Raw genomic sequence first — 5,687 nt, 5'->3', positions numbered from 1 at the left:
CAACACCGCCCATGCCCAAAATCGGTTATGCTGCCTCACCATCAGTAGCGATTGTTGTAAATAGATCAGCCGTCGACGATGAGTATTACCCGCCTGAAGGGGCCAAGTTCAGTTTCTATCGCTTCGGACAATTCGGCCATCAGATGCGTTTCGATGTAGCGCGCTGCAAACTTTGTCTGGGTGCCCAGGGTAACATGGCGCCCGTCGTCAGAGATGAACGAAACGGAGGCCATCCAATTGGCGTAGCTTTCGGGGTGAAGTTGACGTAGGCGATGTAAAACAGCACGCCAACTGCCCTTTGGGATGGGTGAATCCTCTACGGCGTCAGCCTGGCTGAAATCGACCTTAACGACCGTTGCCTCTTGGACTGGATTTAAACCTGCCATTCGCTCCGCAAAGTCGGGGCCGACCGCGGCCCAGAAGGGCCCTGATATCCGAAATAGCTCAGGCAAATTTAGACGGTAGGCTCCTACCCTTCCCCGAACCCCAGCCCGTTTGCAGATGAGCAGCTTGCTCTCTGTCCAGCGCTTGATCTCGCGTTTGACCGTCCGTTCGGTGACGTTCCACATTCGCGCCATGTCGCGCTGGCCAACACTCAACTCTTCTCGACGCCAATTATACCGGGCCGTAATCAGAAGGCCTAATCGAGCCATAGATACCTGTTGCACCGGTGGCCCGTTCATGCCGGTCACGGATATCGCAGTAAGAATATCATACTTTAAGGAGCCCGCATTCGGACCCATTGCGCGCATTGCTTTCATTAGACGTCACTGCTGTGCCTTGACCTTCCGAGCTGTTTTCAACCCGATTCTTGTTACCGTAGATCAAGACATGACTTCCCGTTCTCTGTCAACAGTCTGGAAATAACGGGAAAATACTGTGGAATTCAAATCAAAGTAAGAGATAGGTTTTAATGGTTAAGGGGGACGCTTTGTGTCACCATATCTGCCGAGATGTGTCACCAAATGCTGTCGTTTGATACGTTTGGTGTCACCACATTTGCTGCATTTCAGGATCAATCCCGTGATTTCTCCCGGAACGCGCCCAATAGCAGGATTTTGATATTTGCATTTTGCTTATATCGCGTAATCCCGTTATTCAGGAAACAGAGGCAAAAAACAAGAGCACCGTAATGCGAGATCATATAGACCTTCAAAACATGAACGACCGAAGCCTGGCGCAGCAGGCGGCCGTGCGTCGGGCGACCTTCAATCCGGGTGAGGTCAAAACGCTGCGCCCGTTCTCTATATGGGAGATCAGCCAGTTCATGTTTGACCTTCCGGCTGACACCTTGCGCAAGAAGTTGTCGGACGACCCTACCCTGCCCCAAGGCGTGACAGAGGATGACGGTCGCCAGCGCTGGTTCAGTTTGGAAGAGATCAACGAGTTGCGCCGCCGCTTGAGGTTTCGTGGCAAATCATTGCAACCGGAGCGGCCCAAGGGACGCGCCATGCGGGTCGCCGTCTCAAACTTCAAAGGCGGGGTTGGCAAGACCGTCGTGGCCCAACATCTGGCAAATGCCGCGGCCCTGGATGGCTACCGGGTGCTGTGTATCGATTTCGACCCGCAGGCGACGCTGACCCATTCGATGGGAATTGTTGAGGTCAAGGAATGGAACACGGTCTGGGGCATCATGTGCCGCGATCTGTGCCGGGAGGCCGACCGGATCACAGAAGGGTACGACGACCCCGACGACTGCCCCTACCCGTCTTCGGATGAGTTGCCCGAAGATGTGCAAAGCATCGGGTCGCAGCGGTTCCAGGATTTCATTCAAAAGACATGCTGGCCCACCATCGACATCATTCCGTCCTGCGCCAATGCGGCCTTTGTTGAGTTTGCCAGTGCGCAATACCGGGCGCTTCACAAGGCGTGGAGCTTTTTTGGCTGCGTTGCCCGCTACCTGGATGAGTTGCCGGATGATCAATACGACCTGATCATATTCGACTGTCCGCCAGCGATTGGCTACCAGTCGTTGAATGCGGCTTTCGCGGCCGATATCCTCTATATTCCCTCCGGCCCAGGTTATTGGGAGTATGACAGCACGACCAGTTATCTGGGCCAGCTGGGCGATGCTATGGCGGATATCTCTGACGGGTTCGGTGGCCTGGCACAGGATGCGGGCCTGACCCTGCCCAAGCGGTTCCACGATATCCGCATCCTGATGACGCGGTTCGAGACATCGAACCCCCTGCATGCCGCCATGATGGATGCCTTCCGCAATGTGTTCGGCGCCGATGTCTGCCAAAACCCGATTGAGATGACCCGCGCGATTGAGCAATCGGGGCGCTTTCAAATGTCGGTCTATGAACAGGATTACAGACAGATGACGCGGGAAACCTGGAAGCGGGCGCGGCAAAGCTTCGACCGGTCCTATGATGAGTTTCGCAACACCATTCTGAAATCGTGGAGAACACATTCGGCCGAGAGGGAGGGCTGAGACATGACATCGAACAACAAGTTTGGCTTTGGGCCGCTGGAAACAAAATCAATCCCGACGCGGGCAGAAAGGTCGGTTGGGCCGATGGGAGCCGCCGTTCGTGAGGCGGCGGAAAGTCTGGGCAATGCGACAGATGCCAAGGTCGAACAGCGTCGCAGGAATGCGGAGGATGCAAAGGCGTTTCGAGCGGCACAGGATGAGGGCAGGGTGCTGGTCAGCCTGACGCTAGGCGAGATTTCTGTCGATGATCTGCCGCGGGACCGGATGGAATTGGAGGCCGTTGCGAACTCCGACGAGATGGAGGAGCTGAAATCCTCGATCCGCGAACGCGGGCAGAAAGAGCCGGTCGAGGTCTATGTCGGTCCGGACGGCCGCTATCAGCTGAAGAAGGGCTGGCGTCGGTACACCGCGCTGACGCAGCTTTATGCTGAAACCGGCGAGGATGACTTTGGCCAGATCACCGCTCGGGTTGAAACGGGCCAGGGCGATCGGATGGCTCGCTACATCGACATGGTCGAGGAGAATGTGATCCGCGAGGATCTGACCTTTGCCGAGATGGCGCAAGTTGCCATCACCGCCGCCCAAGACGCCGGCATTGATGAGATCGATCCGGCCACCATGGTCGGTCGGCTTTATGGCGCGCTGCATAAGATGAAGCGGTCCTATATCCGCAGCTTCGTGTTCTTGCTGAGCGCCCTTGGGGATGCGTTGCCTTGGCCCAAAGAGGTTCCCCGGAATCTAGGTGTCGATGTCGCCCGCGCCCTGAAAAACATCGAGCAGGCGGAGATGTTAAAGGATCGGTTGGCGGGGTGTCAGTCCGCCGACGCGCAAAATAAAATACTGGCCGAGTTTCTTAAGGCGGAGAAGACAGAGCAGGTCGGGAAGGCAGTCGCTCCCAAGCAGAAATTCGAGTTCTTTGTTGGTGCCACCAAGGTAACAGCGCGCAATGGGGAGTGCCGGATCGTCAGTGAAAGCGACTATGCCACCGTACCGAAGGAGCGGTTGGAAGAGGCGGTGAAAGCATTCGAGGCGGCCTTGAAGGGCAGGGCGCGGGTGCGGGGGCTTTGACCTCTCTATAGGCCCCCACCGGGTAACCCATGGGTTACCCGGTGGGGGCCATGAGGGGAAAAGACGCCTCAATCAAATCAAAATACATTTCTTTTTGATCTGAATAAACTATTTAATCCCCTCATGACGGAAATTTGGTCCTCTGCCTATTGGCCCCGGTTTGATTATGATCGCGTGCAAACCGAGGCGTCGCTGGCGCAATTCTCAGATGCTATCGGGGAGGTGCGCGGTCTGCATGCTGGCCTGTCGGATGCGGAGCGCGATGAGATCATTCTGCGCGAATTTACCCATGAAGCCGTGCATTCCTTTGGGATCGAGGGTGTGAGGCTTGACCCGGCGGATGTTCAAGCCTCGATCATGCGGTCACTATCGGAACGCAATCTGGAAGGAGCTGCACGGCGCTCCGACGATGTGATCGAGATGATGCGCCAGGCCAGGGACGGGGCGCTTATGCTTGATGCGGATCGGCTGCGATCTTGGCACCGGCTCCTCTTTCGTCAGTCCGAGGTTGAGGATCTGGGCCAGTGGCGCAGCTTTGAGATGGTGATCGGCAAGAGCAATATCGCCGGGCGCGATGAGGTGATCTACAAAGCCGTGCCACCCGACTGGGTCGATGATGAAATGGGCGCCTTCCTGAACTGGCTTGGTGCGCCGACAGTGATACCGCCTGTCATCAAAGCGGCGATCGCGCATTTGTGGTTCGAGTCTATCCACCCGTTCTCAGACGGCAACGGTCGGATCGGACGGGCATTGATCGAGCACGTGTTCGCCAAGACCGCGTTGCTGCCGTTCAGCCTGTCGCGTCAGATCGAGCGGGAAAAGCAAGCCTACTATAATGCGCTACAAGCCGGACGGGTAGAAGGGCAAGGGGTCATCGATGCAACCCCCTTTGTCCTGTGGTTTCTGGGGGCTTTGCTCCGCGGATTGGAGCAGAGCCAGGATGAGGCGCGGCATCTGGTCCACCGCAACCGGGTTTTTGCCCGTGTCTCTGGTCAAATGAGTGCCCGGCAACTGGCCGTGTTGCGTTTGCTATTTGAAGGTGGTCCGCAGCGGGTTGAAGAAGGGTTGAGCGCCCGATCCTATGTAAAGATGGCGCGGGTCTCGCCCGCTACAGCAACACGTGATCTCGGCGACATGGAGGCCAAGGGAGTGCTGCGGAAAAGCGAACAGGCCGGACGGTCCACCCGGTATTTTGTGATCGATGCATCATAGGCGCTTGCGGCAATAGATCATTAGGTCTGGTTGCAGAGCGGATTAACGTGCGGGACTCTATCCGCTTACACCAAGTCCAGTTTTTTTGCGCGTTTTAGGAGCATTTTGACGGATGATGGTTGCCATTTGGATCTGCCGCGTGGGGTTGGTTCTCGCATGGCCTCCAATCGGTCACAGATGGCCTGGAGGGTGATGTCGGGGTCTGCGCCTTTGATGGCAGCGACGAGGGCGGGCAGGCGGTCATCGGTGTCGCGGCGGTTTGCGCGGCCCAGGACGGTTTTCGGGAGGAACCCGTCGCGGATATAAGCGTTGACGGCGCGCAGCAGGCGGCTTTGCGTCCAGCGGCGCTCTTGCGGCAGGGGGGCGTTGACGACGCGCAACACATCCTCCCAGGCGGTGTCGGGGCGCAGGCGGCGGACATGGGGCACCCAGTCGGCTGCGGTCTCTGCCAAGCGCTCCATATAGCCGTCCTGGCGCGCCAACCGGACCTTGCGCAGGGCGGCGGGATCGCGGGCGCGCAGGCCCGGATTGCCGCCGACGCGACCGGCGCTGCGGGCACTGGCAAGCCCCGCCTTGGTGCGTTCGCGGATCAGGGCGCGCTCGAACTCGGCCGCGGCGCCCAGCACTTGCAGCGTGAACTTCCCCTGGGGGCTGGCCGTGTCGATCGGGTCCTCGATCGAGCGGAAGAAGGCGCCCTTGGCCTCAAGCTGCTCGATGATCTCCAGCAGATGCGACAGCGACCGCGCCAGCCGGTCGATGCGAACCACGACCAGGGTGTCGCCGGGGGCGATCTGCTCCAGCGTGCGGGCGAGGATGGGGCGGGCGCGATTGCTGCCTGAGGCGTGTTCGTGGTGGATGTGTGTGCATCCTGCAGCTTGGAGTGTTTGGTGTTGGGGCAGGGGGGTTTGGTCTTCTGTCGAGACGCGGGCATATCCGATTTGGGGGCCGATTTTGGGCATGGGAGGGGTGT

General features: G+C 58.3%; 5 protein-coding genes. 3 read left to right on the top strand and 2 right to left on the bottom strand.

Annotation, left to right across the window (positions count from 1 at the left end):
- Positions 1 to 65: 65 nt before the first annotated feature.
- Positions 66 to 761, bottom strand: coding sequence for a DnaA N-terminal domain-containing protein (locus tag IU397_RS22955; protein ID WP_239480018.1), 696 nt, complete (start codon positions 759 to 761; stop codon positions 66 to 68).
- Positions 762 to 1,132: 371 nt separating this feature from the next.
- Between IU397_RS22955 and IU397_RS22950 the strand changes: the two genes are divergently transcribed.
- The 3 genes from IU397_RS22950 (at position 1,133) to IU397_RS22940 (ending at position 4,717) form a co-directional block, all read left to right on the top strand.
- Entirely contained in the window at positions 1,133 to 2,437 is a 1,305-nt protein-coding gene (locus IU397_RS22950; protein WP_204417949.1) for an AAA family ATPase, read from the top strand.
- A gap of 3 nt (positions 2,438 to 2,440) precedes the next feature.
- The gene (locus IU397_RS22945) at positions 2,441 to 3,505 is read left to right on the top strand and encodes a ParB N-terminal domain-containing protein (protein WP_204417948.1); all 1,065 of its coding nucleotides are present in this window, start codon (positions 2,441 to 2,443) and stop codon (positions 3,503 to 3,505) included.
- Positions 3,506 to 3,628: 123 nt separating this feature from the next.
- Positions 3,629 to 4,717, top strand: coding sequence for a Fic family protein (locus tag IU397_RS22940; protein WP_204417947.1), 1,089 nt, complete (start codon positions 3,629 to 3,631; stop codon positions 4,715 to 4,717).
- Positions 4,718 to 4,782: 65 nt separating this feature from the next.
- Here the strand turns inward: IU397_RS22940 and IU397_RS22935 are convergent, their stop codons facing one another.
- A complete protein-coding gene (locus tag IU397_RS22935; RefSeq protein WP_204417950.1) occupies positions 4,783 to 5,676 on the bottom strand; it encodes a recombinase family protein in 894 nt (297 codons plus the stop codon).
- Between the last annotated feature and the right edge of the window lie 11 nt (positions 5,677 to 5,687).

This window comes from Actibacterium sp. 188UL27-1, from assembly GCF_016901225.1.
In the GTDB taxonomy this organism is placed as follows: domain Bacteria; phylum Pseudomonadota; class Alphaproteobacteria; order Rhodobacterales; family Rhodobacteraceae; genus 188UL27-1.
Note: the sequence above shows the minus strand (reverse complement) of the source record. Positions and strands in the feature narration are given on the sequence as shown.

Coding starts and splice junctions, on each gene's coding strand:
- IU397_RS22955 (WP_239480018.1), bottom strand. CDS start 761: ATGAAAGCAATGCGCGCAATGGGTCCGAATGCGGGCTCCTTAAAGTAT.
- IU397_RS22950 (WP_204417949.1), top strand. CDS start 1,133: ATGCGAGATCATATAGACCTTCAAAACATGAACGACCGAAGCCTGGCG.
- IU397_RS22945 (WP_204417948.1), top strand. CDS start 2,441: ATGACATCGAACAACAAGTTTGGCTTTGGGCCGCTGGAAACAAAATCA.
- IU397_RS22940 (WP_204417947.1), top strand. CDS start 3,629: ATGACGGAAATTTGGTCCTCTGCCTATTGGCCCCGGTTTGATTATGAT.
- IU397_RS22935 (WP_204417950.1), bottom strand. CDS start 5,676: ATGCCCAAAATCGGCCCCCAAATCGGATATGCCCGCGTCTCGACAGAA.